At 63.9% G+C, this 26,093-nt stretch carries 31 protein-coding genes; 12 read left to right on the forward strand and 19 right to left on the reverse strand.

What is annotated here, in order from left to right; genetic code table 11:
• Positions 1 to 259: 259 nt before the first annotated feature.
• The 4 genes from fliP to fliF are packed head-to-tail and all read right to left on the reverse strand — an operon-like array spanning position 260 to position 3,457.
• Positions 260 to 979 (reverse strand): flagellar type III secretion system pore protein FliP, encoded by a 720-nt coding sequence (gene fliP, locus DEA8626_RS12280; RefSeq protein ID WP_108853532.1) that lies wholly within the window; start codon positions 977 to 979, stop codon positions 260 to 262.
• 3 nt (positions 980 to 982) lie between these two features.
• Positions 983 to 1,267, reverse strand: a complete 285-nt coding sequence (locus tag DEA8626_RS12285; protein WP_108853533.1) for a FliM/FliN family flagellar motor switch protein — start codon at positions 1,265 to 1,267, stop codon at positions 983 to 985.
• Complete coding sequence (locus DEA8626_RS12290) at positions 1,260 to 1,859, reverse strand: FliH/SctL family protein (protein ID WP_108853534.1); 600 nt, start codon at positions 1,857 to 1,859, stop codon at positions 1,260 to 1,262. Before DEA8626_RS12290 ends, DEA8626_RS12285 begins: the two co-directional genes overlap by 8 nt.
• Positions 1,859 to 3,457 carry a flagellar basal-body MS-ring/collar protein FliF gene (fliF, locus tag DEA8626_RS12295; protein ID WP_108853535.1) on the reverse strand — a complete coding sequence of 533 codons (1,599 nt, stop codon included), beginning with the start codon at positions 3,455 to 3,457 and terminating at the stop codon, positions 1,859 to 1,861. Before fliF ends, DEA8626_RS12290 begins: the two co-directional genes overlap by 1 nt.
• 119 nt (positions 3,458 to 3,576) lie before the next feature.
• Between fliF and DEA8626_RS12300 the strand changes: the two genes are divergently transcribed.
• The 10 genes from DEA8626_RS12300 (at position 3,577) to DEA8626_RS12345 (ending at position 13,640) form a co-directional block, all read left to right on the forward strand.
• A complete protein-coding gene (locus DEA8626_RS12300; protein WP_108853536.1) occupies positions 3,577 to 4,062 on the forward strand; it encodes a flagellar basal body-associated FliL family protein in 486 nt (161 codons plus the stop codon).
• A gap of 9 nt (positions 4,063 to 4,071) precedes the next feature.
• The gene (locus tag DEA8626_RS12305; protein WP_108853537.1) at positions 4,072 to 4,437 is read left to right on the forward strand and encodes a DUF6468 domain-containing protein; all 366 of its coding nucleotides are present in this window, start codon (positions 4,072 to 4,074) and stop codon (positions 4,435 to 4,437) included.
• Positions 4,434 to 5,033 (forward strand): MotE family protein, encoded by a 600-nt coding sequence (locus DEA8626_RS12310; RefSeq protein ID WP_108853538.1) that lies wholly within the window; start codon positions 4,434 to 4,436, stop codon positions 5,031 to 5,033. Before DEA8626_RS12305 ends, DEA8626_RS12310 begins: the two co-directional genes overlap by 4 nt.
• Positions 5,034 to 5,120: 87 nt before the next feature.
• Complete coding sequence (motA, locus tag DEA8626_RS12315) at positions 5,121 to 5,990, forward strand: flagellar motor stator protein MotA (RefSeq protein WP_108853539.1); 870 nt, start codon at positions 5,121 to 5,123, stop codon at positions 5,988 to 5,990.
• Positions 5,987 to 8,428 carry a YbbN family protein gene (locus DEA8626_RS12320; RefSeq protein WP_108853540.1) on the forward strand — a complete coding sequence of 814 codons (2,442 nt, stop codon included), beginning with the start codon at positions 5,987 to 5,989 and terminating at the stop codon, positions 8,426 to 8,428. The genes motA and DEA8626_RS12320 overlap by 4 nt, the downstream gene beginning before the upstream one ends.
• Before the next feature lie 248 nt (positions 8,429 to 8,676).
• Positions 8,677 to 9,306: a transglycosylase SLT domain-containing protein gene (locus DEA8626_RS12325; RefSeq protein WP_245890854.1), complete on the forward strand. Its 630-nt coding sequence runs from the start codon at positions 8,677 to 8,679 to the stop codon at positions 9,304 to 9,306.
• Positions 9,306 to 11,393: a flagellar biosynthesis protein FlhA gene (flhA, locus tag DEA8626_RS12330; RefSeq protein WP_108853542.1), complete on the forward strand. Its 2,088-nt coding sequence runs from the start codon at positions 9,306 to 9,308 to the stop codon at positions 11,391 to 11,393. Before DEA8626_RS12325 ends, flhA begins: the two co-directional genes overlap by 1 nt.
• Entirely contained in the window at positions 11,390 to 12,163 is a 774-nt protein-coding gene (locus DEA8626_RS12335) for a flagellar biosynthetic protein FliR (RefSeq protein WP_108853543.1), read from the forward strand. Before flhA ends, DEA8626_RS12335 begins: the two co-directional genes overlap by 4 nt.
• A complete protein-coding gene (locus tag DEA8626_RS12340) occupies positions 12,160 to 13,248 on the forward strand; it encodes an EscU/YscU/HrcU family type III secretion system export apparatus switch protein (protein ID WP_108853544.1) in 1,089 nt (362 codons plus the stop codon). Before DEA8626_RS12335 ends, DEA8626_RS12340 begins: the two co-directional genes overlap by 4 nt.
• Positions 13,248 to 13,640 (forward strand): hypothetical protein, encoded by a 393-nt coding sequence (locus DEA8626_RS12345; protein WP_146188868.1) that lies wholly within the window; start codon positions 13,248 to 13,250, stop codon positions 13,638 to 13,640. Before DEA8626_RS12340 ends, DEA8626_RS12345 begins: the two co-directional genes overlap by 1 nt.
• A 70-nt stretch (positions 13,641 to 13,710) precedes the next feature.
• Here DEA8626_RS12345 and DEA8626_RS12350 read toward each other — a convergent pair whose 3' ends face one another.
• From DEA8626_RS12350 to DEA8626_RS12390, 9 genes are read right to left on the reverse strand one after another with little or no spacing between them, the layout of a single operon-like run.
• Positions 13,711 to 14,217 (reverse strand): flagellar basal body-associated FliL family protein, encoded by a 507-nt coding sequence (locus tag DEA8626_RS12350; RefSeq protein WP_108853546.1) that lies wholly within the window; start codon positions 14,215 to 14,217, stop codon positions 13,711 to 13,713.
• 9 nt (positions 14,218 to 14,226) lie between these two features.
• Positions 14,227 to 14,952, reverse strand: coding sequence for a flagellar basal body L-ring protein FlgH (gene flgH / locus DEA8626_RS12355; RefSeq protein ID WP_108853547.1), 726 nt, complete (start codon positions 14,950 to 14,952; stop codon positions 14,227 to 14,229).
• Positions 14,953 to 14,968: 16 nt separating this feature from the next.
• Positions 14,969 to 15,394, reverse strand: coding sequence for a flagellar basal body P-ring formation chaperone FlgA (flgA, locus tag DEA8626_RS12360; protein WP_108853548.1), 426 nt, complete (start codon positions 15,392 to 15,394; stop codon positions 14,969 to 14,971).
• Complete coding sequence (gene flgG, locus DEA8626_RS12365) at positions 15,394 to 16,179, reverse strand: flagellar basal-body rod protein FlgG (protein ID WP_108853549.1); 786 nt, start codon at positions 16,177 to 16,179, stop codon at positions 15,394 to 15,396. Before flgG ends, flgA begins: the two co-directional genes overlap by 1 nt.
• A gap of 12 nt (positions 16,180 to 16,191) precedes the next feature.
• The gene (locus DEA8626_RS12370; RefSeq protein ID WP_108853550.1) at positions 16,192 to 16,911 is read right to left on the reverse strand and encodes a flagellar hook-basal body complex protein; all 720 of its coding nucleotides are present in this window, start codon (positions 16,909 to 16,911) and stop codon (positions 16,192 to 16,194) included.
• Positions 16,912 to 16,914: 3 nt separating this feature from the next.
• Complete coding sequence (locus DEA8626_RS12375; protein ID WP_108853551.1) at positions 16,915 to 17,181, reverse strand: flagellar biosynthetic protein FliQ; 267 nt, start codon at positions 17,179 to 17,181, stop codon at positions 16,915 to 16,917.
• Between the two features lie 2 nt (positions 17,182 to 17,183).
• Positions 17,184 to 17,483, reverse strand: coding sequence for a flagellar hook-basal body complex protein FliE (gene fliE / locus DEA8626_RS12380; RefSeq protein WP_108853552.1), 300 nt, complete (start codon positions 17,481 to 17,483; stop codon positions 17,184 to 17,186).
• 18 nt (positions 17,484 to 17,501) lie between these two features.
• Complete coding sequence (gene flgC, locus DEA8626_RS12385) at positions 17,502 to 17,894, reverse strand: flagellar basal body rod protein FlgC (protein ID WP_108853553.1); 393 nt, start codon at positions 17,892 to 17,894, stop codon at positions 17,502 to 17,504.
• Between the two features lie 13 nt (positions 17,895 to 17,907).
• Positions 17,908 to 18,294 (reverse strand): FlgB family protein, encoded by a 387-nt coding sequence (locus tag DEA8626_RS12390; RefSeq protein WP_108853554.1) that lies wholly within the window; start codon positions 18,292 to 18,294, stop codon positions 17,908 to 17,910.
• Positions 18,295 to 18,376: 82 nt separating this feature from the next.
• Here DEA8626_RS12390 and DEA8626_RS12395 point away from each other — a divergent pair, with 82 nt between their 5' ends.
• A complete protein-coding gene (locus DEA8626_RS12395) occupies positions 18,377 to 19,699 on the forward strand; it encodes a FliI/YscN family ATPase (protein WP_108853555.1) in 1,323 nt (440 codons plus the stop codon).
• Between the two features lie 445 nt (positions 19,700 to 20,144).
• On the opposite strand, the gene DEA8626_RS12400 is transcribed toward DEA8626_RS12395, so the two are convergent.
• The 6 genes from DEA8626_RS12400 to DEA8626_RS12425 all read right to left on the reverse strand — a co-directional run bounded on the left by DEA8626_RS12400 (position 20,145) and on the right by DEA8626_RS12425 (position 24,167).
• Positions 20,145 to 20,972, reverse strand: coding sequence for a DUF1217 domain-containing protein (locus tag DEA8626_RS12400; protein ID WP_108853556.1), 828 nt, complete (start codon positions 20,970 to 20,972; stop codon positions 20,145 to 20,147).
• Entirely contained in the window at positions 20,969 to 21,373 is a 405-nt protein-coding gene (gene flbT / locus DEA8626_RS12405) for a flagellar biosynthesis repressor FlbT (RefSeq protein WP_108853557.1), read from the reverse strand. The genes DEA8626_RS12400 and flbT overlap by 4 nt, the downstream gene beginning before the upstream one ends.
• Complete coding sequence (gene flaF, locus DEA8626_RS12410; protein ID WP_108853558.1) at positions 21,370 to 21,744, reverse strand: flagellar biosynthesis regulator FlaF; 375 nt, start codon at positions 21,742 to 21,744, stop codon at positions 21,370 to 21,372. Before flaF ends, flbT begins: the two co-directional genes overlap by 4 nt.
• 86 nt (positions 21,745 to 21,830) lie before the next feature.
• Positions 21,831 to 23,315 carry a flagellin N-terminal helical domain-containing protein gene (locus tag DEA8626_RS21600; protein ID WP_108853559.1) on the reverse strand — a complete coding sequence of 495 codons (1,485 nt, stop codon included), beginning with the start codon at positions 23,313 to 23,315 and terminating at the stop codon, positions 21,831 to 21,833.
• A 215-nt stretch (positions 23,316 to 23,530) separates the two neighbouring features.
• A complete protein-coding gene (locus tag DEA8626_RS12420) occupies positions 23,531 to 23,884 on the reverse strand; it encodes a hypothetical protein (RefSeq protein ID WP_108853560.1) in 354 nt (117 codons plus the stop codon).
• Complete coding sequence (locus DEA8626_RS12425) at positions 23,874 to 24,167, reverse strand: rod-binding protein (protein ID WP_108853561.1); 294 nt, start codon at positions 24,165 to 24,167, stop codon at positions 23,874 to 23,876. Before DEA8626_RS12425 ends, DEA8626_RS12420 begins: the two co-directional genes overlap by 11 nt.
• Positions 24,168 to 24,469: 302 nt before the next feature.
• Between DEA8626_RS12425 and fliK the strand changes: the two genes are divergently transcribed.
• Complete coding sequence (gene fliK / locus DEA8626_RS12430; protein WP_181366439.1) at positions 24,470 to 26,086, forward strand: flagellar hook-length control protein FliK; 1,617 nt, start codon at positions 24,470 to 24,472, stop codon at positions 26,084 to 26,086.
• Positions 26,087 to 26,093 lie beyond the last annotated feature (7 nt).

A 26,093-nucleotide genomic window follows, 5' to 3' on the forward strand; every position in this document is an offset into this window, starting at 1 on the left:
GAGGCCTCGACGCCATCATTTCGTCTTTCCGGGCTGTGTTTCGGAAGGATGTCGCGGGCCTGTTGCATGCGGCGCGCGGGCCTTCCCGGAACCCCTTGAAACCAGTTGATGGTGGCCGACCATTTCAGCAGGATGGCTTAGTCGATTTCACGCCATTTAGACTCGATGCGCTGTTCGGCGTGGGAGCGCCAAATCCCCAGAGATCAGTGCACGTTGTCGTCAGCGAATCGGGCCGGTCGCGCTGCCGCGGCGAGCCCCATCAGAAATAGCTGCGCACGAGCGCACCGGAGATCAGCGCCCAGCCATCCGCGACGACGAAGAATGCAAGCTTGAAGGGCAGCGCGACGACTGCGGGAGGCACCATCATCATCCCCATCGACATGAGGACCGCCGAGACCACCAGATCGATGACCAGGAACGGCAGATAGATCAGAAAACCGATCTCGAACGCGCGTGCGACCTCGGAGAGCATGAAGGAGGGGACAAGCAGAGAAAGCGGTGCGGATCCCGCATCGGTGAGACTGGACGTCTCGGGCCTCAGCCCGGCAAAAGACAGGAAGGTGTCGGCATCGATCCGTGCGGCCATAAACGCGCGGAACGGAGCGACCCCGCGCTCGAACGCCGAAGGTAGGTCGATCGTACCGTTCATCAGTGGCCGGGCGCCCGCAATCCAGGCCTCGGAGAAGACCGGCTCCATTATGAACCAGGTCAGGAACAGCGCGAGAGAGACGATCAGCATGTTGGGCGGCGATTGCTGAAGCCCGATCGCCTGGCGCAGAATCGACAATACCGTGACGATGAACGGAAAGCAGGTCACCATGACGGCAAGGCCAGGCGCGAGGCTCAGCACTGTGACGAGCGCGATCAGGAGAAGCGACTGGCCTGTCAGGGTTTCGCCGCCAAGGTCGAACGCGAAATCCTGGGCAAAGCCGGCCACCGGCAGGAGGGACAGCATCAGCGCGAGGAGCGTAGCTCGCATCTGCTATAGTCCGTTCGTCAGATCGGCGACCTCTGTGAGACGCACTGCGAGCTGGCCCGCGCCTTCGCCGTCGAGCTCGGTCAGCTCGCCCCGAGCAATCAGCCGGTCGCCGACATAGAGCTCCACGGGATCGTCGGCCTTTCGATCGAGTGGAAGGACCGCGTCTCGCTTCAGCCGCAGGAGTTCCCGGACAAGCGGCCTTGCTCGACCGACCGAGATCGTGATCTCGATCGGGACCTGCGAAAACGGACTACCCTCGCCGAGGGTCGACTTGGCGGCATCATCCATGACGTCTTTCCTCTTGTTTCTCGATCTGGAAGAATCCCGAGACCGCGTCTGCAATGGCCTTGATCACGCCATCGAGGTCGATACGTGATTCCTCGTCACCTAGCCGCAGGTAGACCTGCCCGTCACCGAGCGACGGCTCCTCGCGAAAGGCGACCGGAAACTTGGCGTCTGCGATCACCGTTCGTTCAAGCAACTCGCGGTTGGCCGGATTCGCGACAAGCGCAACTGGTCGCCCCGCAAGGTCCTTCGCCATCGGTCGCAAGTGTTCGAGGACCACGGGCGCGAGGGATTCGTGCGCGATCGCCGGAAGAACTTTGCTCACCATGTCCTTCAAGAGCGGCTCGAGTGTTCGGAGTACGTGGCTGTGGGCCTCGTGATATGTGAAAGACAGGTCCTGCAGGTTACGGCCAAGATCGGCGCGGAGCTTCGCGACCTCCTGATCCTGGGCGGCCACCGCATCGTCCCAACCAGCCGTGTATCCTTGCTCGTAGGCCGCGAGCCTGCATTCCTCGAGTTCCGCCTGGCCAAGCTCCACCCGCTCGTCCGTCAGGTCGGTGAGCTCGAAGACTTCGAGCTGGACCCGGCGCGGCATCAAGCCTTCTCCTCTTCCGGGTCTTCCATCCAGCCACGCAGAATCTCGACGGTCTCCTCCTCGCGCTCGGCGATCATCTGGCGAAGCCGGGCAACCGGGTCGGCCTCGCGCAGAGCCCCCTTGGCGGCGTGGGGTCCGCGTTCGGTGACAACCGCAAGATCACGGGGCGGCTCGTCGCCATCGTCGATCTCGCCGGTCAACACTTCGGACCGGGCCGAACGCTCAGCTACCGGCGGCGCGAGTTCGGCGGCGCGGAAGTTCCGCGATGTCAGAATCGGCCGGACCACGAAAAGCCCCAGTGCAAGGCTGACGAGGGCGAGGATTCCAAGCTGAATCATGCTCATTATGTCCAGCGTGACGCCCGCGAGGAGTGAACCACCCGCCGGCTCGATGGGCGCCGCCAACGGTTCGAAGTTCATTGATTTGATCGTTATGACATCCCCGCGCCCGGCATCGAATCCCACTGCGGCCGCGACGAGATCGCGCAGCGCGGCAATTTCCTCCTCGGGTCGCGGTTCGATCACGCTCTGCCCAGACTCGTCGACGCGGGCGACGCCATCGACGAGAACAGCGACGGTGAGCCGTCTGACGGCACCCGGGCTGCGTAGGACCTCACGTGTAGTCTCGGAAACCTCGAAGTTCGTGCGCTCGCGTGTTTCACTGTTCTGGCTTTGCGACGAGCTGTCACTGGCCTGAGCGTCGCCGGTCGGCAAGTTCGAGGCGACCGTCACGCCGCTCGAGCCCGAATCGTTTGACGATGTCGTCCGCTCTTCTGTGTCCGTCGAGATCGCGACCCGGCCCTCGGGGTCGAATCTGCGTTCTGTGATAGCTTCGCGCTCCGTTTCCGTCTCGACGGAGACCTCGACGATTGCATTGCCATATCCGACGCGCGCCTCAAGCAGCCGCTCGACATTGCGCCGCAACGCTTCGGCCCGATCCTCGGCGGCCCGCCCGGTGCCCTCATCCCCGACTGTCACGAGGCCGCCATCGCCGTCGATAACCGAGACGTCATCTGGCGCAAGCCCTGTGATGGCCGACGAAACGAGGAACTTCAGCGCCTTCGCCTGGGTGGGCGAGAGCCCGCCCGCCGTCGTTGTGACCGTTACGGAAGCTGACGGCGGCATTTGTGCCCGAAGGCCTTGCGCCTTGGTGTCAGCGATATGCACACGCGCCGAACGAATCGCCGGAAGCGTTGCGATGGTACGCGCGATCTCGCCCTCTTTCGCGCGCAGATAGGCAGCGTCGAACATCTGCGAAGTCGTGCCGAAGCCTGTAAGCGAATCGAGCAATTCGTAGCCTGCACTGCTATTCGCGGGCAGCCCTTCGGCCGCGAGCGTCATGCGCAGTTCGTCGCGTCGTGCCGATTCCACGTAGATCGCGGTTCCGCGCACTTCGTAAGTGACAGCGCGCTGATCGAGCGCGATCAGCACTTCGCCGGCGCGATTGCCGTCCAGCCCGGCGTAGAGCAGCGCCATCGAAGGCCTTGCGGCCAGATTGGCAAGCGCGAGCACGGCACCGAACATTGCGAGCGTCGCAAGCACCACGACGATCCGGCGGCGCGGCTCGAGGTTCTGCCAGACCGCTATCAGCTGCTGCATGGCTCTCTCCGTTTCTGGGCTTCTGCCCGTCGTCCCTCCGATGCTTCGCCGATCGCGATTAACAATCGGTTAGTTTCCATGGGCCTATACCGAAGGGGCATTCGTAACCGGAAACCGTCATGTCCGAATCCGAAGTCCCTGAAGAAGACGCCCCGAAGAAGAAATCGAAGCTGCCTCTGGTCATCGGGCTCATGCTCATGCTCGCGCTCGGCGGCGGAGGGTTCTTCGCCGTCTATTCGGGCATGATACTGGGTCCATCCGACAACATGTCAGCCGAGGAGGAGATGCAAGTCGATCCGTTGCCGGAGATCGCCTTCGTTCCGATCGCGCCAATTGTGGTCTCGCTGGGCAAGGAACCTGCCGGCCGGTACTTGCATTTCACCGCACAACTCGAAGTCGCCAAGACCCATGAATCCGATCTGCTTCTGATTCTGCCGCGCGTGCTCGACGTGCTGAACGGATATCTACGCGCCGTCGAGGTCGGCGAGCTCGAAGACCCGACAGCACTTGTCCGGCTGAGGGCTCAGATGCTTCGCCGCGTGCAGATGGTCGCGGGCGAGGGCCGGGTGCGCGACCTTCTCGTGACCGAATTCGTCATCAACTAGGGGGCCCGCATGGATCTTATAGCCGACATGCTGCTCGGGGCGGGAGCCATTGGCGCCGGTTTCTACTGCCTGGTCCTATCGCGCAGGCTGAAGTCCTTCAACCAGCTTGAAGGCGGTATGGGCGGGGCGATCGCGGTTCTCTCGGCGCAGGTCGACGACATGACCCGCGCACTCGATACAGCGCGCGGTGCGGCAGGCGAGTCGGCGAACTCGCTCAGGGAAATGACTCAGCGCGCGGAGGCCGCCGCCGCCCAGCTTGAGCTCATGCTCGCGACGCTCCACGACCTGCCTGAAACAGCCGACGGTCCCTCGCGCAAATTCCGCGTCCAACGTCGACGTGGTCGCCAGGGCGATCATTTGGAGGCCGCGGAATGAACACCAGGAAAGCCCGCCCGCCTGCCCGCAGGCAGTCGCGCGCCGGGCGCGGCGCCCTGTTCTTAATTGCAACTTTCCTCGGCACTTCGGGGCTCTTGCGGGTTGGCACGGGCGCGGGCGATGCGTTCGCTCTCAGCGTCGCGCCCGAGCAGACCGAACCCGTGACGCCAGAGACGTGCCAGCCCGACGGCGGAGCGCTTGCGATGCTCGCGGACCTCAAGGAGCGAGAGGCGCGACTTGAGAACCGTGAGGCGCTGATCGCCGACCGCGCTCAGGCGCTGACACTTGCGAAAGCCGAGGTTGACGAACACATCGCGGCGCTCGTGGCGGCAGAGGAACAACTCGCCCAAACACTGACCCTTGCGGAGGCAGCCGCCGACGACGACGTGGCCCGGCTGGTCGCGGTCTACGAGAAGATGAAGCCCAAGGAGGCCGCGGCGCTCTTCGGCGAAATGGATCCCGAGTTCGCCGCCGGATTCCTGGCACGGATGCGGCCCGAACCGGCGGCTCAGGTGCTGGCCGGGCTCGAACCGAAGACAGCCTATACGATCTCTGTCTTGTTGGCGGGACGAAACGCAAGCGCCCCACGTGAGTAAGGCGGAGACGGAATGTTAATGGCGCTCTGAAAGGTTCTGGAGGGGGTTGGCAGGTGGCCCCCGGACGCGTCCGGAAAGGTGGTACCCATGGTCGGAATTGTCGGCATCGCGATCATCTTCATCATGGTCTTCGGCGGCTACATTCTGGCCGGAGGCAAGATGGGCATCATCCTGAAGTCTCTGCCCTTCGAGATGATCATGATCGGCGGTGCGGCGACGGGGGCGTTCATCCTTGCCAATGACGGCGCGTCGATCAAACACACGCTCAAGGACGTGAAAAAGGTCTTCAAGGGCGCCCATTGGAAGCCTGACGACTACCGTGATCTCCTGTGTCTGTTGTTCGAACTGATTCGTTTGGCAAAACAAAACCCGGTTGCGGTCGAGGAGCATGTCGAGAATCCCGAATCGTCATCGATTTTCGGCAAATACCCGAAAATTCAGCACGACCGTTCCGCCGTCGATTTGATCTGCGACACGATGCGCTCGGCGTCGATGAACTATGACGATCCGCATCAGGTCGAAGAAGTGCTGGAAAAACAACTCGAGGCCAATCTGCATCACGCGCTCCATCCGACGCACGCGCTCCAATCTATCGCGGATGGTCTGCCCGCGCTCGGCATCGTCGCCGCCGTACTCGGCGTCATCAAGACCATGGGATCTATTGACCAGCCGCCCGAAATTCTCGGCAAGATGATCGGTGGCGCTTTGGTGGGAACGTTCCTCGGCGTTTTTCTCGCTTACGGGCTGGTCGGGCCATTCGCGGCGAAGCTGAAAGCGGTGATCGAAGAGGACAGTCATTTCCACAAGCTGATCCGTGAAGTGCTGGTCGCAAATCTGCACAATCACCCGGCAAACATCTGTATCGAGGTCGGTCGGCAGAATACACCCCAACATATCCGTCCGAGCTACTCGGCGCTCGAAGAAGCCCTCAAGGCCGTGAAGTCGGACGCCGCATGATGCGCCAACTTGTCCCGGCCGTGGCACTGATCGCTGCGTTGGATCTCATGCTGTATAGCCGCCCGGCTCTTGGGGAGACGGTGCGAATCCGGTCGGGCGAGCACGCCGGGTTCAGCCGCATCGTGCTCGATCTGACGAAGCCAACGGAGTGGCGGCTTGGCCGAACCGAGGAGGGCTATGAGCTTCGCCTTGACGGGCCCGACATAGTCTTCGACACGGAGCGCGTATTCCACATGATCCCGCGTGACCGGATTGCGGATCTGAGCGCGATCGGCGACGGCGGCCTCGCGCTCCGTCTCGGCTGCGCCTGCCATGCCCGCGCGTTTCTCACTGAACGCGGCGCCCTGGTCATCGACGTGGCAGACGGAGAGGCAACCTCCGACTCACCCTTCGAGCGAGCGGTGAGGAGATCTGCACCCGGACGCAGCTCAGCCGAAACCGCCCGCGCGCTCACGCCTTCTTTCCGGCCCGCGCTCCCGCTCGCAGGGGCGGTATTCGACGAGAGGCTGAAGCTTCCGATCGTTGTGCCGGAACGGGATCAGGGGCAACTCGCATCCGTCTGGAAAGCAGCGGAGCCCCATTCATCGCGGCGCGAAGACGGAGATGCGAAGTTTGCAGCCGCAGCACCCAATGCTACGGCGATGGGCCCTGTCGAGAACGCATTCGGCGCCGGCGGCAATCGGCACATGTCTGCGGAGGAGGATCGGTCCCTGCTCCTGCCACGCCTGCCCGACCCGAGCGTCACCCAAGCGCAATCCGAGCTTTTGCGCCAGCTTAGCCGAGCCGCGTCACAAGGTCTGCTCGAAGTCGAGCTCGAGCGCGACCGATTGCCGCGCGACCCGTCAGCCGCGGTTGACGTGGGGTTGCCCGCTGGCGAACCGGCGAAGCCTGTCCATCCCGCGATCCGCGCCGAAACCAGCATCGACCGCGACATGCTCTCGGCGATGACGCGGACGCCCATGACCGCGGAAGGTGGGCACTGCCGACCCGATGAAGACTTCGACATTTCGGGGTGGGGAGACGCGCGGCCAGCCGCCGTACAGATCGCGGAGCGGCGTCAGCCACTTGTCGGTGAGTTCGATCGCGCGGATTTGGACGCTGTACTGGACCTGGCTAGGCTTTATCTGTTCCTGGGCTTTGGTGCAGAAGCACGCGCGGTCATAAGCGCATTCGACTCCACCGCAAACCATCTCGCGCCGATCGCAGCGATGAGCGCGATCCTTGACGACAGGGCGCTCGACCCGAGCTCCGATCTGTTCGTCATGACAGGATGCGACACGGCGGCGGCGCTTTGGGCGGTTCTCGCCTGGCCTGTGCTTCCGGCAGCCGCCGAAGTCAACGAATCTGCTCTTCTGCGCAGCTTCTCGGCTTTGCCGATCCATCTCCGCCGCCAGCTCGGACCGGGGCTGTCCCGACGGCTTCTCGACACTGGCCGCGGCACGGCCGCACGATCTGTTCGCGATGCGATCGCGCGGGCCGCCGGAGATGTCGGCACCGCGGTTGGCATGATCGAGGCTGGGATCGACTATTCCAGCGGCGACGCGGAAAGTGCCGAAGCGCGGCTCGACGCGCTGGCGCGCAGCAACGATCCGATGGCGGTCGACGCGCTGATCCTGACGATCCGCTCTCGGCTCGAGCGCGGTGCGTCGGTGCCGGACGATCTGATTGAGAGCGCCGAAGCGCTCGCCTTCGAACGGCAGGATGGCGCGGACGGGCCGGCCCTCAGTCAGCTCCAGATACTCGCGCGTGGAGCATCGGGCGAATTGGATCGTGCCTTGGCCGATCTCCGGCGTTGGACAGAGTCAGAGAGTTCGGAGCGCCAGACGGAAACGACGGCACAGCTCTTCGTAGCCCTCGGCGAATCCGAAGATGAGGCAGACTTCCTACGCCTCTATTTCGCGAACCGCGACCTCTTGGATCGCGCAGCACCCGACACAACCCTCAGAAGTGAACTGGCGGAGCGCCTGGCCGAGGCGGGGTTCGGGCGCGAGGCCAGCGCGCTCCTGAAGGGAGAGGCGGCGCTTTCGGAACGCGGACGACGCATCCTTGCCCGTGCCGCAATCGCCGGGTTCGACCCCGCTGAGGCGATCGACAGGCTCGATGGTCTCCAAGGCGAGGACGTGGCATCCATCCGCGCGAGAGCGCTGGCCTTGGCGGGCGATCACCGGTCGGCAGCGTCCGCCTTGGCCGCGATCGGCGATCAGCAGGCGGCGGGACGCGCCGCTTGGCGGGGCGGCGACTGGAAGCGCGCCTCGGCTCACGCGCCCGAAGTCATGCGGGAAGCGATCGCGGCCTTCGACCTCGTTCCCTCCTCGTCGGGAGAACCGGAAGCGCCGCCGGGACCGCTTGCGGCAGGCCAGTCGCTCATCGCCGACAGCCGGAACATGCGTTCGAAACTCGAAGCACTTCTGAAGGTGACCGAGCCTGCCGGAGACTGACACCTGGCGCCGGTTACCGAATCTCAACGCCTCGGCTCTAGCGTCCCCTATGAAGCAAGAATTGCTTGAAAGGGGCCAGAATGTCCGGAGGAGCAGTCTCCAGGCCGGTCGGTTCGCCGGTTTCGTTGCTCAGTCGCGCCTTGGTGTGGATCATAGCGGGCTCGTGCCTCGGCACCCCCGCCCTCGCTTCAAGCGACCCTGCGAATTTCTGCGACCAAGTCGCGGCAGAGGCGGCGCGGCGCTCCGGCGTGCCGATTTCAGTGCTTAAGGCCATCTCACTGACGGAGACGGGTCGCAAGCACGGCGGCGCCGTCCGTCCCTGGCCCTGGACCGTAAACATGGAAGGCAAGGGGTTCTGGTTCGAAACCGAGGACGAAGCCCGCGCCTATGTCTACAAGGAATACAAGCGCGGCGCCCGCAGCTTCGACATCGGCTGCTTCCAGATCAACTACAAATGGCACGGCACGGCGTTCCGGTCGATCGACGAAATGTTCGATCCGCTCGCGAACGCGCTTTACGCTGCCAAGTTCCTGAAGTCGCTCCACGCCGAGCAGGGTGACTGGGGGCGGGCGGCCGGAGCCTACCACTCCCGCACCCCGAAGTTCGCGACGCGCTATCAGGCGCGCTTCGAGCGCTTCCGTACAACGCTTCTCAGTCAGGACGGCGACACCATCCCCGAGATTCCCGATATTGTCCGCGTCGCAAACGGCGACGGGCCAGACACCGCCGGCCCCGCCGTCGTCGCCGAAGCACGCGTCAACACCTACCCCCTGCTTCAGGCCGGCGGAAACGGGGCGCTGGGTTCGCTCGTGCCGCTGGGCCCCGGCGGCGGCGCGAGCCTGTTCGGCCCCCGAGCGGCACCGACCGAGGTCAATTGATGCCACAGCTGACGCCGGCGACGATCTTCCGCCCGACAGTGCTTCTCGCGCTCGCGCTCATGGCGATCATCGTGATGATGATCCTGCCGATGCCGGCCTGGATCCTCGACATCGGGCTCGCGGCGTCCTTCGCGCTCGCCATCCTAATCTTCACCGTCACGCTCTTCATCGAGCGGCCGCTCGACTTCTCCGCCTTCCCGACCGTGCTTCTCGCCTCTCTGATGCTCAGACTATCGCTCAACGTCTCGTCGACGAAGCTTATCATCGGACAGGGTCATACCGGGACCAGTGCGGCCGGCGATGTCATCGAGGGCTTCGCTATGTTCATCATGTCGGGCTCGGTCCTGATAGGCCTCGTGGTGTTCGGCGTGCTGCTGATCGTCAATTTCATCGTTATCACAAAAGGCGCGGGCCGCATGGCCGAGGTCGGCGCGCGCTTCGCGCTCGACGGCATGCCGGGCAAGCAGCTTGCCATCGACAGCGACATGAACGCGGGCGCCATCGACCACGCCGAAGCCAAAGCACGGCGCGAACGCGAACAGGCCGAGACAACGTTCTTCGGCTCGCTCGACGGCGCGTCGAAATTCGTCAAGGGCGACGCAGTGGCGGGCCTCCTGATCACGCTTCTCAACCTCGTCATGGGGCTGATCATCGGAGTTGTGGTCCACGGCATGCCAATCGGTCGCGCGGTCGAGACCTATGCGATCCTCACCGTCGGCGACGGACTCGTAAGCCAGATTCCGGCGGTGATCATTTCGGTTGCCTCCGCGCTGCTCCTGTCGCGGGGCGGGGCGAAGGGGACCGCGGATTTCGAACTCTTCCGGCAGCTCGGACGATATCCTCCCGCCCTCGCTACAGTCGCGTTTCTCATGGCGCTATTCGCGCTCGTCCCTGGCCTGCCATTCGTTCCGTTCCTTGCCGGCGCCGCTGTCCTCGGCACCGCCGCGGAGTATGTCCGCAGGCTGTCCATCCGGCAGGCCGCGGAAGCGGCCCGTACCAAATCCCCAAAAACAGACGCACCGAGACGAAAATCCATGGGTGACGTGCTCGACCTCGACGACATTCATGTGGAGTTCGCGCCCGATCTCGTCGGCATGGTCTTGGACCCTTCAACGGGTCTCGATGCGCGGATCGTCAACATGCGTAACCACGTCGCCTCGGCTTACGGTCTAATCCTTCCGGAGATCCGGCTTACCGACGACGCGCTTCTCGAATCCGGCTGCTACCGGATCCGGATACAGGGCGTCGAGCAGGCGCGCGACCTGCTCAAGCCCGATCATGTGCTTGCCCTGCTTTCGGGTGGCGATCTCGGTGTCCCGCCCGGCCGCGACGTGCGCGAACCGGTCTACGGTGCGCCGGCGCGCTGGATACCGGTCGCGCGGCAGGAGGACGCCGCCCTCGCGGGCACCACCGTTGTCGGACCGACCGAGGTCCTGGCCACGCATCTTCTCGAAGTAATAAAGCGCAACTTTTCGCGGCTCCTCTCGCTCAGGTCGGTGCGGCGGCTGCTCGACGAATGCGTCAACCTCTCCGATCCGGGGCGCGCCGAGGCCAACCGCAAGCTCCTCGACGAACTTATCCCGGACAAAGTGCCGATCGACCTCCTCCTCTCTGTGCTTCGGCTTCTTTTGGAAGAGCGCGTGTCGATCCGCAATCTGGCGCTCATTCTCGAAGCGATAGCCGAGGCGCGCAATGCCGGCAATCCGGAGGCAATCTGCGAACATGTTCGGCGTCGGCTAGGCTTCCAGCTGGTGGCCGAGCTTCGGCGCGAGGACGGCACAGTGCCGCTCCTGCAGCTCGCGCCGGATTGGGAAGATGCCTTCGCGGCTCATCAAATCGAGGGGGAGCGCGGACAGACCGATGTCGCCCTGCCACCCGAGGCGTTCAATCGATTGGCGGGCAACGTCGCCGACCGGATCGCGAAGACCGGCGAACAGGGCGTGTTTCCGGCTGTTGTCACCTCGGCCCGGCGACGCCGATTCCTTAAGACCGTCCTTAGCGCGAAGGGAATCTCCGCGCCCGTTCTGTCTTTCGAAGAGATCGGCTACGATGCCAAGCCCTCGATCGTCGGGCTGATTCCCGCATGACGGAGATCGTGCGGTTTCTTATAGACGCGGCGTCGCAGAGCGCGCTCACAGGGTTCGTCGTGTTTCTCCGGATCGGCGCCGCCATGGCCGTTCTGCCTGGCTTCGGCGAGCACTCGGTTCCCGTCCGTGTCAAACTGGCAATAGCACTCGCGTTCACCGCCGTGGTCGCACCGGCTGTGGCGCACGACTTCGACATCTCCATTGACCTGGCGGGATTGCCTGTCTGGCTCATAACCGAGAGCCTGGCGGGGCTCGCAATCGGTCTCGTTCTTCGCCTGGTGGTCCTTGCCCTTGAAATCGCAGGAACAATTGCCGCTCAGTCAACATCGCTTTCGCAGCTTTTTGGCGCTGGCGGCGAACCCATGCCGACGATTTCGCATCTCTTTGTGGTGGCTGGCCTTGCGTTGGCGATGATGGCCGGCCTGCATGTGAAGCTCGCCCAGGCGTTGATCCTGTCCTACGACGCGCTGCCGGCCGGATCCCTTCCAGGCGCGGAGGCGATCCGTGGCTGGGGCGTAGCTCATGTCGCGCAGGCATTCGCACTCGCCTTCAGCCTCGCGGCCCCCTTCGTCATCGTCTCGCTCATCTACAATATCGCTCTAGGCGCGATTAACCGGGCAATGCCGCAGCTTATGGTTGCTTTCGTGGGCGCCCCAGCGATTACAGCGGGTGCACTCCTGTTGCTCGCCCTCGCCGCCCCGCTCGGGCTCGCAATATGGGCGGGCAGCTTCTCCGCCCTCTTGGCCGACCCGTTCGGAGCGGCGCGATGAGCGAGACGGACGATGCCGCAGAAAAGGAACATGAACCGACACAGAAGAAGCTCGACGACGCCCGGACGCGCGGTGAGGTCGTCAAGTCGGCCGAGCTTGCAGTGGCGGCCAGCTACGGCGCACTCCTGCTCGCGGCGGTCGTAACGGGATTCGACAGCATCGTCGCGTTCGGCCAGCGAGGAGCGGCGATGCTCGGGCGGGCGGAGACGCTCTCGACGCTTATGCTCGATGGCGGCGCCGCGGTGTCGGGCAGCGCGATCGGGGCGGCGCTGCTTCCGATGCTGCCATTCCTTCTCGCACCGTTCGCGGCGGTCGTCGCGGTGCTGTTCGCGCAGCACGCATGGGTCTTGGCGCCGGAGAAGGTTGTACCCAAATGGTCGCGCATCGACCCGCTGTCCAATGCTCGGCAGAAATTCGGGCGCAGCGGGCTTTTCGAGTTTCTTAAAAGCGCGGCGAAACTGCTTCTCGTGTCCCTGCTTTTGGGGCTCTTTCTCGCGATTCGACTCCCGCGCGCCCTGATGAGCCAAGGGCTCGATCCTGCGCTCGCGGCGTCAGAGCTCGGGCGCCTCATCATCGAATTCCTGTTCCTTATCCTGCTTGTCAGCGGAGCGCTCGGTGTCCTCGATTATCTGTGGCAGCGCCATGAACACCTGAGGCGAAATCGAATGTCGCGACAGGAACTGATGGACGAGCTCAAGCAGACTGAGGGCGATCCTCACATGCGCGGACAACGTCGTCGCCGGGCCGAGGAGGTCGCGATGAACCGTATGATCTCCGACGTGCCGAAGGCGGATGTCATCATCGTGAACCCGATGCACTACGCTGTGGCCCTCAGATGGGACCGGAGAAGCGGGCGGGCGCCTGTTTGCGTCGCCAAGGGCGTCGATGCCGTCGCTGCCCGGATCAGGGAGGCCGCAGCCGCCGCCGGAATACCGATTCGGTCCGATCCACCAACCGCGCGCGCGCTTCACGCAAGCGTCGAAATCGGACAAGAAGTTCTGCCCGATCACTACGCGCACGTCGCGGCGGCGATCCGGTTCGCCGAGCGCATGCGCCGGCGCGCGCGCGAGCGCCGGGGCGGATGATGGACCGGCGAAGTATAGAGACGCTCATCCGGATCTTCGAGGCTAAGAAGGACGCCGAGTTGATGGCGCTGGCCGGGATTGCTGCGCGTCGCTCGGCCATCGAGGCGCGCCAAGCCGCGCTCGATGTCGCCGTGTCCGACGCGCTCAGTATCGTGATGCAGACCGCCGATGCGGGCGCCCTTTCCGCCTTCGCAAGATTCGGGCGACTTGCGGGGCAGCGCCGAACCCTCCTCGAACACGAAGCGCGGGAGGCCGAGGCCGAGTGGCAAGCGCAGCGCGACAGGGCACGGGCTGCGTTCGGCCGCAGCTCGGCGCTCGCGCGCCTTGATGACCTGGCTCAAAACAAGGCGTACCGGGTCCGGGCGATTAGGGACCGAGGCGGAGAGCGCTAATTGAGCGGCAGTCGTTGTGCACGCGATTCGCCCAAATTCGGGCACATGACAACCAGGCAGGGGGCGACAGTCAGCCGTCCTGCCGGACGATGTTCTCGATAAGGACGCTGTTAATTGACGAACCAAGCGTGCGGCGCGCAGTTTCGAGAAGGCTCGAGCGCAAGACATCCATCTTGCTCGATTGTGTGAAGGCACCCTCGAATCCGCCTGTATTGGCGTGGTCGAACAAAACTCTAAGGAATGCGTCACGAAGCTTCGGCTCGACCGCATAGACGTCTTCGGAGTGGCCCGCCGCCACTTCCAGACTCATCGACAGGATAACGAGCGCTGCGACGTCGCCCTGTTCCACCACCGGCACCACAAACTGATTGTTGAGCTTCACGTACTCGTAGGCCGATGTATCGGCCGCGCCGTCGTCAAGGTCGGAATGACCGCCTGCGGAACTACGCGCCATCTCCTCCTCGCCGCACGGGTTGATATTAACCGTTTCCTCTGCCGGCGGGCGCACGATGTATCCCGCGCCGCCACCCGCAGCGAGCCCGAAGAGTGCGAGGAGCAGGGGCAGGACCTTACGCATGTCGAGACCTCAGAACGGCAGAACGATATCGGCGACCTGCTGGCCGTAGCGCGGCTGCTGCACATCTGTGATCTGACCGCGACCGCCGTAGGAAATTCGCGCGCCCGCAATCTTGTCGTAGGTGATCTCGTTCTGACGCGAAATGTCTTCGGGCCGCACGAAGCCCTGGACGATCAGCTCGCGCACTTCGAAATTCACGCGCACCTCTTGCGACCCCTGGATGCGCAGCACACCGTTCGGTAGGCTTTCTACAACGGTCGCCGCAACCCGGAGGGTCAGTTTTTCCTTGCGGGCGACCGATCCGTCGCCCTGGTAGCTCGATGACGACGCGGTGCTCACGGCATTGGCCATGCTCGCCCCCTCGGGAAAATTCCGATCCAGGCGCTGCGGTATCCCGAAGAGGTCGGGAATGCCCATGCTGTCGGAGCCCGCCCGCGAGCGACCGCTCGAATTCGAAATCTCCGCTTTGTCGTCGATCTCGATGACGACCGTCAGGATATCGCCGCGATGGCCGGCGCGGCGATCGCCGAGCAGCGAGCCGCGCGCACCCGACCACAGCGAGGCGCCGTCCGTTGCCTGTGACGCCGCCGCGGTCGCAGGTAATCCCGGCGACGCCATCGCGAAATACTCGCCTCCCGTCTCCACAGGCGTGAAGTCCGGCGCTTTGCCAACGTTCTCAAGCCGCTGGCATCCCGCAAGCGCCAATGCGGCGATCAGTCCATGACCGAGCTTCATCCGAGCGTCCTTTCCTTCATTCATGTCGTTGCGCGCGTACCGAGCCATCGGCGGCGACAACACCGGTGATAGTTGTGCGCGACGCGACGTTCATCACGCGAACCGTGTCGCCGACTCCGCCGCGGTCGAGCACCCGGCCCTCGGCCCGGATCGACAATGTGCCCGAAACGTAGCTCAGAACCACGATCTGGTTGCGGTCGACAAGTGCTGGCGGACCAATGTCAGCGAGTCGAATCGGACGGCCCTGATAGATGGCGACCCGCGTCTCTTGCCCGATCACGGTAGTCGCGTCCGAGGCCGTTCCAGGCACGCTAGTTTGGGACACCACGAAGTCGTCGGGTGCCAGAACCGTCTGCGCACGCAGAGTGCGCGCCGCGACGAGCGTCTCGCCAAATGCGGGCATGGCGAGCGTCCCCACAAGGATTGAGACGAGAGCGCGCATCAGCGCACCTGCGTGGTCGCGCCGAGCATCTGATCGGCGGCGGTGATGACTTTGGCGTTAAGTTCGTAGCCGCGCTGCGCCTCGATCAGGTCGGTGATTTCGCGCACCGCGTCGACAGAGCTGTCCTCGAGGAAGCCCTGTCGCAACGTTCCGAGCCCGTTTTCGCCCGGAACCGCCAAGATCGCCGGTCCGGAAGCCGCGGTCTCGAGGAACAGGTTCGAACCGATCGCTTCGAGCCCTTTCTCGTTGGTGAAGCCCGCAAGCGTAATCTGACCAAGCAGTTCCGGTTGCACCCGATCGCTGAAATAGGCGTAGATCTCGCCCGACGCGTTGATCGAAAGCGATCGCGCGTCCGAGGGGATCGTAATGCCGGGGGCCACCTCGTAGCCGTCCGATGTGACGATCAATCCGTCGCCCGTCCGCTTCAGTGCGCCGTCGCGCGTATAGGCCGAAAGGCCTGACGGCAGCGTAGCCTCAATGAAGCCGAGCCCTTCGATTGCGACGTCGAGATCGCCACCCGTGGCCGATAGCGACCCCTGCGCGACATTCACCGTCACTGCGACCGGGCGGACGCCAAGCCCCACCTGAACGCCGGTTGGCACGATCGTCCCGTCACTGGCGTTGATCGTACCGGGACGGGTCAATTGCTGATAATGCAGGTCGGCAAATTCCGCTCGACGGGCGTTGTAACCCGTCGTGGACATGTTTGCGAGGTTGTTCGAGATCACGTCGACCCGCATTTGCTGGGCGCTCATCCCTGTTGCTGCGATCTGGAGGGCTCTCATGAATCGGTCTCCTTAAGTGCGGCCAAGCGCCTGGATGACGGAGCGGATGCGTTGATCTTCGGCATCGAGAAACCCCTGACCCATTTCGTAGGCGCGCTGCACTTCGATCATGCGTGCAATTTCGGTGACGGCATTGACGTTGGAATTCTCTAGGAACCCCTGGAATATCGTGCCCCCCTCGAAAGGTTCGATGCCGCCTTCCGCGGCGAACCGCGTTCCGCCCTTGTGGATGAGATCCGCAGGATCGCTCGGCACGAAGAGACCGATCTGCGCGATCGGGTTGCCCCCTGCGGATACGGTACCGTCGCTCGCGATCGCCACGGGCCCGGCATCCGTCGGCACGAATACAGGTGCACCGCCGAGATCGAGCAACCGATGCCCTTCCGCCGTGACAAGCTCGCCTTCTAGTGACGGCGTGAAGGCTCCGGCGCGCGTCAGGTGCGGACCCTCACGCGTCTCGATCTGGAAGAACCCCTCGCCCTCGATCGCAAGGTCAAACGCGCCGCCGGTCTGGACAAGCACACCTTGCGCAAGGTTCACCACGCGGCCCTCGGCCGTGCCCATCGACAGCGACGGTTCCTCACCCTCAAGCTCTGCCACATGCTCGGCGAAGATGACGCCCTCCTTGCGAAACCCGGTGGTCGAAACGTTGGCGATGTTGTTGGCGACTGCGCGCATCTCGGCCTGAAGGCCGGACTGGCGGTTGAGCGTCGTGTAGACTGCGTTATCCATCACTCAATACCCCGCGATCAATGGAACGATGCTGTCGGTGAAGAACGACACGAGCATGCCCGACATGAATGTCATGGAAACCCAGAAGACGCCGATCATCGCGCCAACCTTGGGTACGAATGTCAGTGTCATCTCCTGCACAGAGGTCAGCGCCTGGAAGAGCCCGATGACGACACCCACGACGAGGGCAACAAAAAGCAGCGGCGCCGAGATCGCGACCGCGACCCAAAGGGCCTGCCGGAGCGTGTCGAAGAAGATCGCCTCTGTCATCCTCAGACCGGCATCCTGAGGATTTCTTGATAGGCCTCCACGACCTTGTTGCGGAGGGTCACAGCCGTCTCGACAGCGAGCTCGCTCGCCGCGAGTGCTTCGACGAGCGCATGCGGATCCGCACCGCCCATCATTGCCGCCTTGGCGGTTTCCTCGCCGGCCCTGAGCGTTTCGGCAAAATTTTCGGCGAGCGCCGCAAAACCCTGCGCGGCACCGGCCGACCCTGCTGCGTTCGGCGACGGTTGGGTGGCCGGCCGGGCCTGCGTATAGCCTTGCGCGGCAAAAGAGGTTCTCACGTCCATTCTGGACCTCCTCAGTTCCTATCGGCGCAGAAGATCGAGCAGGCTCTGCGACATTTGCCGCGCCTGGTCGAACATCCTGAGGTTCGCCTCGTAGCTGCGCTGCGCTTCGCGCGCGTCAGCGATTTCAACCACAAGATCGACATTGGAGCCGTCGTAGTAGCCGTTTTCGTCGGCCATCGGATGACCGGGATCGAGAATCCGCGCAAGTTCGCGTGGATCGAGCTTCACATCGCCTAGTCTCACCTCGCCCGTTGTCTCTCCCCGCTCGACGACAGATTTGAAGCTTGTGATCTTGCGGTGGTAGCCGGGGGTATCGGCGTTGGCGATATTCTCCGAGACGTGGCGGAGCCGCATGGCCTGCGCCTCCATCCCGCTTGCGGCGATGCCGAGACTATGGGTGAAATTGCTCACTCACTCACCTCCTCTATCCGCGCCCGAGGCTTGCCCGCAGTATTGCAAGAGACTTGCCGTAGATCGCGAGCGCCAGGTCGTGCTCGCGCCGGATATCAGCAGCTTTCACCATCTCGGCCTCCAGCGACACGCCATTGCCATTGGGAGAGAGCGCTTGCCGGGAGGGCGCGGCAACCGCTAGTTGCGGCCCCGCCTCGGCCGCGCCGATATGTCCCGCGCGGGTTTGGCGCAGGCCGTCGCCTTGGTTCGCGCGGTAGGTTTCAGAAAAATCGGCAACCTCACGCGCCTGGTATCCAGGCGTGTCGGCGTTAGCGACGTTCTGCGCGACCACCGCCTGCCGCGTTGCTGCATGGGTCGCGAGCGACGAGGCGATCGCCAGAACCTGGGGTTTCTCGAACATCGGGGCTTCTCCTCCGAGCTTTCAATCAAGCCTTAACCCCGATTCCTTTAGAAAGTGTAAGGTAGAACAAAAGGAGATCAGAATGGCTGCCCTTGGTCTGGAGATGCTGCGATCAGAGATCGGTGTCTGCGGCGCACTAACCCAGGTCGGACGGGTCCACGAGGTCGGGCGAGGCCTGCTGCGCGTGACAGGGACAGGCGACCGCTGGCGGCTCGGCGACCGCGTGCGGCTTGACGGCGGCACGCATCTCGGTGGTGAGGTCGTGGCCCTCGACGCAACTTGCGCGACCGTGCTCACGGACGGGCCCGTCGACGGCATCCGCCTTGGCGACGAGGTCGAGCTGCTCGGTGCCGGTCGCATTGCGCCCGACGACAGCTGGATCGGACGCATTTTGGATGCCTTCGGTCAGCCCATGGACGGGCGGCCCCTGCTTCGGGGCCGCAACGAGCGGGCCTTTCGCGCGGATCCCCCGGCGCCTGCGGCACGCAGAAGGCTCGGCGGGCGGCTTGAAACTGGCGTCGCCGTGTTTGACACATTCCTTCCACTCGTCCGCGGCCAGCGCATCGGGATCTTTGCAGGATCGGGTGTCGGCAAGTCCTCAGTTCTCGCCAGGCTCGCGCGCGGGGTCGAGGCAGATGTAACCGTCATCGCGCTTATTGGCGAACGCGGGCGCGAATTGCGTGAGTTCGTCGAGAGCGTCCTCGGCGAGGACGGCATGTCGCGGAGTGTAGTTGTCGCCGCGACGTCGGACCAGTCTCCGCTCGTGCGCCGCCGCGCCGCATGGACCGCAATGACGGTGGCCGAACATTTCCGCGACCAGGGTCTTCAGGTTCTGCTGCTGGCAGATTCGGTCACGCGCTTTGCCGAAGCCCACCGCGAGGTCGCGCTGGCGGCGGGCGAGCCGCCGTCGCTTCGCGGCTTTCCGCCCACTACGTCGCATCTCATTACGTCGCTTGCCGAACGTGCGGGCCCGGGCGCAGATGGTGCGGGCGACATAACGGCAGTGTTCACAGTATTGGTGGCTGGCTCCGACATGGACGAACCGGTTTCCGACATAATACGCGGGGTGCTCGACGGCCACGTTGTGATGGAGCGCGAAATTGCGGAGCGCGGCCGGTATCCGGCAATCAACCTGTTGCGTTCAGTCTCGCGCGCGCTTCCCCAAGCCGCCACGACGGAAGAGAATGCGCTCATCGCACGCGCCAGATACCTCCTCGGAGCCTATGACAGGGCAGAGACGATGATCCAGGCGGGTCTCTACGTACCCGGTTCGGACGCGACCATCGACGCCGCGATCCGGGTTTGGCCGACACTTGACGCCTATTTGGCCGAGGAGTCGCCGGCCGGCGGCATCGGTGCCAGCTTTTCCAGATTGAAGCAGATCCTCGAGAGCGCCGGGGCTTAGCGAGGCCAGCCTCGTTCAACGCTCCTTCGCCTTGCACCACCAGTTCCAGCGTTGAGCCGGGCACCTGCCGAAGCAAGTTTCTGCATGAGGTTATTGAGAACCGCTACTCGACTCTGCGCAATGGAAACTCCGGCCGTCGCTTCCGGCTGGCAACACCTCGGCTCGGACCGGTTCCGCGTGTCGACCGGAATCGGAGGGGTGTCCGAGAGAGGGGGAGATACCTGGATCAAAGCATGGGGACCACAACGCGCTCAGACCCGGCTTGGATGCGCGACGCGAGGCCCCCGCTGCCTTTACCGACCCGTGCCTGGGTCGATTGCGTCCGAACGCGCCCGAGCCAGTCGGGCCACACCTTCTCGGCGTCAAACTTGCGTGCACTGGCATTGTCCATGCATCAAACCAAATAACTTGTTTGGCGGGCCCATCAATCGCCCGGGATCTTGGCTCAGACGAGACGAGACAACAGGCCGCCGGTATGATGCGCAGATTTCAGCACCGACAGTGCAACTGATTGCGGCGAATAGCCTGCACCGAAGCCCTGAATCTGTGACCGCAGAAGGTAAAGACGCACCAGATCCTCGACCTTTCCAGGGTCCTGAAACTGCGCGAGATCGCCGCCGCCGAGATACCGGTCCGCGCGGCCCTTCAATACAGCTACCTGCCTGTCGAGATCGATCTGCGCGAACGAGTCGGGCAGGCCGAACGCGGTCTGAAGAACCTCCCGCAGCGGAGCCGATCCCAGTGCCGTGAGCCACTTCGCATCGCCAGATAGATCGCGCATCGCGAGTTCTGCAAGCTCACGCTCGGCTGTCAGCGCAAGCCGAAGCTCGTTGCTCTGCGCGCCTACTGCCTCTTCGAAGCGGTTCGTCTTGTATTCCGCCAGAATCCGATCTGCGAAATCCGACAACTGGGTGCGCGGCACCGCGTAGTCACCGAACCCGAACGCACGGGAAAGCTCGAGATAGCGCTTGTCGGCAAGCTTGTTGGCCAGAGCGTCGGGTCTGAGGGTTCCGTCTTCGAATACCTTTCGAATGAAATACTTGTTGCCGATGTCTCCGGAAAGCCCGAACGCGCCCAGTGCGACCGACAACAACCGGCGGTCGGCGACGAGTTCCTCCGCTGTCTCAACCGAGCCGATGCGTTCGCGAAAATAGCTTTCGTCCCGATTCATTTCCGCGCTGCCGGCGAATGCCGCCTCCTGGGCGGCCCGGGTCCGGGCAAGGAACGCCCAGCCCGTGTAGCCATTGAACGGCACGACCGGCGCGAAGCTCATCTCCGCGCGGTGTCCAGCAGACGTGACTCGCGCGGCAGAAGCGCCCTCAGCGCCTTCAGTGCCTGATAGAACTGGCCCTCAACCACCGCCGAAGTCGCGAGCGACAGGTGTGTGCGGCTGTCGTGGTCGGTCAGCGCTTGGCTCAACTGCTCGATGCCCCGCATTATCTGGTGACGGGCATCCATGGGCGTGACGTCGCCCGACAGGACGAGCTGCGCAATGTAGCAGACGCGGCGCACCGGAGTGTTCACCTCTTCGGGGTGGATCGCGTCCCTGAGCCTAAGAATGTTGGCGTTGGGTGTCATTATTGCGAGCCGCGACCGACGGTCACCGTTCTCTATGACCGCGCCGTTGATCAACACTCGCTCGCGCGGAGCGAGCTTCAGAACCAGACCGCTCAAGGCGCATCTCCTTCGCTTCTGAGTCCGCGCATGACGGCGGTATTGATGTCGACCAGAACGTCCACGCCCGCCTCTCCGGCGAGAACGCGCCGCGAGTGCGCCGAGGTGAATTCCGACAGATAGAATATTTGCGCGCGGAGCTCACTTGGCAGTTCATTGGTCTCGATCGCGACGTCAGCGGCAAGCGCCGTCCAGAGGCTGCGGTTGTCGTGCACCGCACGGACAAGGGCATTGAAGTCCCCGTCACCGTGCGCCGCGGCCTTCAACCGATGCGTGACGCGTGCGAAGAGTTCGTATTCGGTGCCGCGTCCAGTGCGTGTGGGAATGGCGGCGCCAGCATAGGCCGACAGAGCCATTTTGTATGCGTTCACTTGAGTACCTTCCGATGACGGTTGTCGTCAGATCGCGGACTACCCGCGGGTAAGCGGGGCGCCGTTCGAGCGCCCCGGCCCGGTTGCTAGCGGAACAGCGCCAGGATGTTCTGTGGTGCCTGGTTGGCGATCGAGAGCGACTGTATGCCGAGCTGCTGCTGCACCTGTAGCGCTTGGAGCCGCGCCGATGCCTCTTCCATATCGGCGTCCACCAGCGTGCCAATCCCGGTCTTGAGCGCGTCGGTCAACTTACCGATGAACTCGGACTGGATCTCGATCCGGCCCTGGACCGAGCCGAAGGCGGCAGCGGCGTCGATCGAGTTGTTGATCATCGTCTCGACATTGGCGAGAGCGGCATCCGCCCCTGCATTTGTCGTCACGTCGATCGCGTCGAGACCGAATAGCCCGCCCGATGCCGTGCCGCCGGCATTGCCCACGGCTGCGAACGCAAGGCTCGCGGAACCGCTGCCGTCATTGTCGACCTTGAGCGACCATTGGCCAGTCGTCGCATCTTGCGTGACCGCAGTCGAAATACCGGTAGCGCCGGCCGAGTCGATCGCAGTCTTGAGGCCCTTCGCGACGTCCTCCATCGTCTCGCCCTTGCCGGCGACGTAGCTGTAGGAGGACGACCCGATCGTCACTCTGTAGCCGTCGCCGTCATTGACCGCCGCGGATGTCGACAGCGCGATGTTCTCGGCCCGCTCGCCGATCGTCGCCGCGCTAGCCGTCGCGCCGGTTGTCGTAAGTGACACGTCTTCGAATGCGCGCGTCGAGATGATGTCAATCTGGTTGGCGTTGGTTCCGTTGACGGCCGCGGTGATCCCCGTGAGCCCGAGCGCATTGATCGCCGAAGATATGGTGGCCGCGGCTGCATCCTGGTCGCCCGAAAGATCGCCCGCAGCAAAGCTGAGCGTCGTCCCCGCAATAGTAATGTCTATCGCGTTGTCACTCATGTCCGTATCGCTGGCGATCGTCACATTTTGCGAGTTGCCGGCCGAAGCCACCGCCGCAGCACTCGGCGTGGCATTTGCGTTGAGCGACGTGCCGGTGCCGAACACCCCGGCGCCGGTCGTCAGATCCTGCCGAGCGACGGAGATGCTTGCGGCCGTCACCGACCCATCGCCCGCCCGGTCAAGCGAGGACAAGATATTCATGTCCTCGGTGCCCTTGAGCAGGTTCAGCCCGTTGAATTGCGCCGCATTGACCACGGACTTGATCTGATCCGCGAGCGCGTCGATATCGGCCTGGATCTTGCCGCGATCCACGTTCTGCTCCTGCGCCGCGACGACTTTGCCCTTGATTTCCGTCAGAAGGTCCGTGACCGTTTCGGTGGCCTGCCGTGCGACAGCGACCGTGGATTCACCAAGGCCAAGGCTGTCGGATATCCCCTTGAAGCCCTTCACATCCGCCTCCATCACCTTTGAGACCGCCCAGACCGACGCGTTGTCCTTGGCCGAGGCCACGGACTTGCCCGTCGAGATTTCGTTCTGGGTTTTCATCAGATCGGAGTTGACGCCCTTGAGCGTTTGCAGCGCCACCATCGCGCTGGTGTTCGTCAGAATGCTCGACATCTATTCGTCCTTCACAGTTTCGACGCTTTGCGCCGGGTTTCATAAGCCGCTCATTGCGGCGTCGGTGGCGTTCTGACCGATGCGTCGGGCTTGCGCCCGGCCGCGCCATCCGCTCGGGGATGCAGAGCCGAGATTGGTCGCCATTCTCTAAGAGATCGCTAAGGCAAGCCGCTGGATACAAACGTTTTTATGTAAAGTCCTTCGGCGCGAGTCGGTCAGGCACGCCGCTCGACCGTGCCTTGCGCGAGGGAGACGCTATGCGCACGTCCGGCCCTGTCGTAAGTGTCGAACCGCGAGCTCGCGTCACGGATCGCGGTTAACCGAGCGCGCGCCGAACGCAGGCCGTCAAGCGCCGCCGAAAGGAGCGTCTGATTGGCCGCAGCAAGCTCTTTCACGCGTGCTAAGGTTTCATGCGGCGCAGCAGATGCTTCGGCGGCGAGCCTTTCGAGAATGTCGGCCTTGCGTGCCGCGAGCGCGTCAAGCGTCCCCAGGTCACCGAGACGGACCGCTAGACGCTCCTCCGCCAAAAGGACCTCGATCGCGGACAAGACCACCGTTTCAGCCGTCATGGCCGTCCAGCCTCTTCATGGCGTTGAAGATGCTCTCCGCCAGGCCGATCCCCCCTGCACCCACCATTTCCCGCGCCTGCTCCTGCCGCAGGAAAGAAGCAAACTGCTCCTCTCCGATCCCGCCGCCGAAGCTTTCGCGTGCTTCTCCCAGACCGGCGGACTTCAGCATCTCCGCCAGAAACTGAGCTTCCAGCGCCTCGGCCGCCTCGCGCATCGCTTGATTTCGGATCTCAGCTGTGTCGGGACCCTTGATCATGGAGGGAATTGCGGAGATTTCGGCCATCGCGGGTGTTCCTTACGTCGAAGCTCTTTCGCCACTATGGGTCGACGCGGGTAAAAAAGCGGTAACCTTATGCTGCCATGGTCCTCCCCGACACAGGCAGAAGTCGTGAACTCATGGGACCTAATCCGATTCTTCACGTTGCAGGGTCGTCTCCGGCTCCGCAGACGGGTGCCTCAGTTTTGGTCGACTGCGGAGGCGGCGCTCCCTCGGAATTTTTGGAGATTCTCGGCAAGCTGGTTGGCGAAGCGACGGCGCAACCGGACGCAGTGCTTGCCGCAGGGAACGAAGCGCCGGCAGGCGATGTGTTACTGATCGCGCACGACCCCGAGGCGGAGTTGCGTCCCTTCGCGGGTGCAGCTTTGTCAGCGGATGCGTCGCCTCTCGCGCCAGTGATCGAAGCGGTCGTGGGAATCTCGGCTGGGACCCGGACGGCGGCTACAGTGCCAGAAAGCGATGACACCCTCCGCGCCGCGCCGGGCTCGGGAATACGCCGGACCGATAGGCCTTCCGACACGCGCCACCTCAACACTCCGAATGATACGGAGCAACAGCAAATCCTGACTGAGCCGGCAGCGGCGCAGCAGGAAGAAGCCGTTCGCGCCCCTGAATTCGCCGCGGCGGCTGCCGTGCCGCCGCTGATGGCGTCCATCGTCGGCGTGCAGCGGGTCGAGACGTTCTGGGCCCGCGAAGCGCGGCTCGGCTCCACGCCGGTTGCCCGAGGCGCTGACTCGACTGCGCCGACGTTCAATCTGACCTACGGTGCCTCTCCGGGGCTCGCTGGATTGACTCTTGCGTCGGTCGAGAACTCTCCACACGAATTCAGCATCGGGTTTGAACTTGCGCGCGCTGTGCCAGGTCCACCGGGTTCCGTTGGAAGACCACACCTCGAGGCATCGCCAATTGATATGCCGGCCGCAGCCGAGCCATTCGGCAACAAGGCAGCGTCACCTGACGCTGGCATGAAGATCGGCCCGGATCACAGCGGCAACGCCATGCCTTCAGCATCGGGCACTTCGCCCTTGCCAGTCAAGCGCCTGCCCACGATTGCGACGTCGCCCGCAGCACCGATGCTTTCCGGCGCGGACTACCGGATCCGTGTCGCCGTGGAATCAGGCGAAGCCGGGCGGCAGGCTGCAAGTCCCTCAGATCCGCGATCAGCGGTCCTCCGGGCAGACACAGCTCTGCCGGCACCGTTGGTTTCGTCCGGCGCACGGACGGGCGAGGCAATGCCGCTCCACCACCTTTCCATCGCGCCGCCCTCGTCCGAACCGGGAAGGGCCGAAGTTAGGGCCGCCACGCACCAGGAAGCCGTCAGCATAACGCGGATCACAAACGCAGATGAAGCGGCGGATATCAAACGCGGACCGGCCGCAACCGTCGTCGCCATCGAGTCGCTCGCCCAGTTGCCTGATGACGACGGCGGCCACGACGATCTGTCCATGTTGCCCGGATCGGACGGTCCAGTGGGCGTTCGCAGTAGCGACCGCGGCGCCTCGGCGGTGGTGCAGATGCTATTGCCGCACGACACGACGCGGCGTCTCGCCGAAGCGGCGGCCCGGGCAACCGACCGGCCAATCGAGGTGACGCTCTCGCCCGAGGAACTCGGACGGGTGCGCCTCTCATTCACGACGCACGACGGCGCGTTGACGATGCTCGTGCAGGCCGAGCGGCCCGAGACGCTGGAGCTGTTGCGCCGCCATATCGACACGCTCGCCGAAGACTTTCGAGAGCTTGGCTATGAGGATCTGGCGTTCAGTTTCGGCCAGCAAGGCGATGAGCGCGAGCGCGCAGAGACGGGTGACTTGGCTCACCAGCGACTTGGTCAAGATGACACTGATTCACCCGCAATGACTCAACCTCGGACCGAGCTGTCGGCCCCGACCCTCGGCCGCGATGGCGGCCTCGATCTGAGAATGTGAAAGGAAT

Origin of the sequence: Defluviimonas aquaemixtae (assembly GCF_900302475.1) — a bacterium.
GTDB classification, from domain to species: domain Bacteria; phylum Pseudomonadota; class Alphaproteobacteria; order Rhodobacterales; family Rhodobacteraceae; genus Albidovulum; species Albidovulum aquaemixtae.